Origin of the sequence: Colwellia sp. MB3u-4 (assembly GCF_014077065.1) — a bacterium.
GTDB lineage: Bacteria > Pseudomonadota > Gammaproteobacteria > Enterobacterales > Alteromonadaceae > Cognaticolwellia.
Map to the genome: position 1 here is coordinate 1 of NZ_JACGVE010000039.1, position 1,967 is coordinate 1,967.

Consider the following 1,967-nt stretch of genomic DNA (forward strand, 5'->3'; position numbering starts at 1 on the left):
GGCGGAACCGATAGTTCAGCCGGTACTTCAAGTTTTTCATCTAAATTAGAATTAAGTAGTAATGACACATTCTCAATTTCAGGTACGACGGGAACTATTTCAGGAGATACAGGCTCTACTCAAACTAAAGTATCTTCATTAGATATATCAACAGGTGCAGCCAGTGCACAAAGTGCACTGGCAACTATCGATTCGGCATTGGCTCAAATTGATAACCAAAGAGCTGATTTAGGTGCGGTGCAAAACCGTTTTGACTATACCATCAGTAATTTAGCTAATATTCAAGAAAATGTATCAGCGTCACGTGGCCGTATTCAAGACACTGACTTTGCGGTAGAAACAGCAAACTTGACCAAGAACCAAATCTTGCAACAAGCGGGTACCTCAATTTTAGCGCAAGCGAATCAAATACCGCAGGCGGCCATTAGTTTAATCGGTGGTTAATTTCATCCGTTAACAAATAGATTAACCGCATTAATAGGCTTAATATAAAAACCGAACTTACGTTCGGTTTTTTTGTTTTTATGATTTGTTTTTTCGTGATGCGTAGGTTTTTTTGTAGGGCGTGCAGCGCTGTTGTAGGGGCGACTTCAGTCGCCAAATAACATTTTAGAAGTTATATCCACATATCCGACTATAATAAAAATACATTGCATCAAAAGGATTTTGACTATGTCACGTAATAACCTCATGAAAGGAAGATCATCATTCAAACATCATATTTACCATATAACAGCATGTACAGAAAATCGTCAGGCCTTTTTTCATAACTTCCAATATGCTCGCCTTTTGATAAATGAAATGACGACATTAGTAGCGAAACAAGAGATAAGCTCTATTACCTGGGTAATTATGCCAGACCATTTACATTGGTTATTTCAATTAACGTCAGATAACAATTTATCAAAAGTTATGCAAACATTAAAAGGGCGTAGTTCAAGGGCGATTAATCGGTATGAAAAAGGGGCAGGTTTTTCATGGCAACGCGGTTTTCATGATCACGCCATCAGAACCGAAGAAAATTTATTAGCCGTATCACGTTATATTGTTGCGAACCCATTACGCGCAGGTTTAGTTGATCATGTCGGTAATTATCCGCTTTGGGATTCAGTGTATTTACAAGATGAGACCGGCGAATAAATTCGCCCCTACAAGGCTCATAATTCGTATGGCGTTTTAGGCTTTTGTAGGGGCGACTTCAGTCGCCAAACTCCGAGTATTAAAACGCACACATTATTATTCAATGTTATCCCTAGGCGAATAAATTCGCCTCTACAGGGCTCATAATTCGTATGGCGTTTTGGGCTTTTGTAGGGGCGATTTCAGTCGCCAGATAGCAGATATCAAAATACCCTATTATTTAGCTTATACCCAGGCGAATAAATTCGCCCCTACAGTCGCCAAAATGGCTTCAAACATTAATTATTAAATAAATTCATAAAAAGTTTAAAGTTATTTTAAGGGCTGCCGTTAAAGTATTTAGAACGGGTGCTTTAAAATTTAAATATTACTAAATTTAAGTTCCTGACTTATTAAATTGTTTAACTAACGTATTACATATTGTAATCAGGAGTTTTAAAAATGGCTATTTCAGTAATCACCAATACTTCATCATTAAACGCACAACGTAACTTAACTAAATCTAGTAATGATTTGGCCACCTCAATGGAACGTTTATCATCGGGTATGCGTATTAATAGCGCCAAAGATGACGCGGCCGGTTTGCAAATTGCAAACCGTTTAACTTCACAAATTAATGGTTTAGGTGTCGCGCAACGAAACGCTAACGACGGTATTTCAATGGCGCAAACCGCAGAAGGTGCTATGTCAACCTCAAGTGACATTTTACAACGTATGCGTGAATTAGCCCTGCAATCATCGAATGGTTCAAATAGTCAGGATGACAGAGATGCCATGCAAAAAGAAGTTGGCGCATTACAAACTGAGTTAACTCGTATTGCTGAAAC

The 1,967-nt window shown here is 38.3% G+C and carries 2 protein-coding genes and 1 pseudogene; all 3 read left to right on the top strand.

The window, feature by feature from the left end:
* Positions 1-444 (top strand): flagellin (locus tag H4J61_RS00775; RefSeq protein WP_259363042.1); only part of this gene is annotated, 444 nt, incomplete at its 5' end.
* A 228-nt stretch (positions 445-672) separates the two neighbouring features.
* Positions 673-1,140, top strand: a complete 468-nt coding sequence (locus H4J61_RS00780; protein WP_182182814.1) for an REP-associated tyrosine transposase — start codon at positions 673-675, stop codon at positions 1,138-1,140.
* A 441-nt stretch (positions 1,141-1,581) separates the two neighbouring features.
* Positions 1,582-1,967, top strand: a pseudogene (locus H4J61_RS00785) (flagellin); the annotation flags it as partial.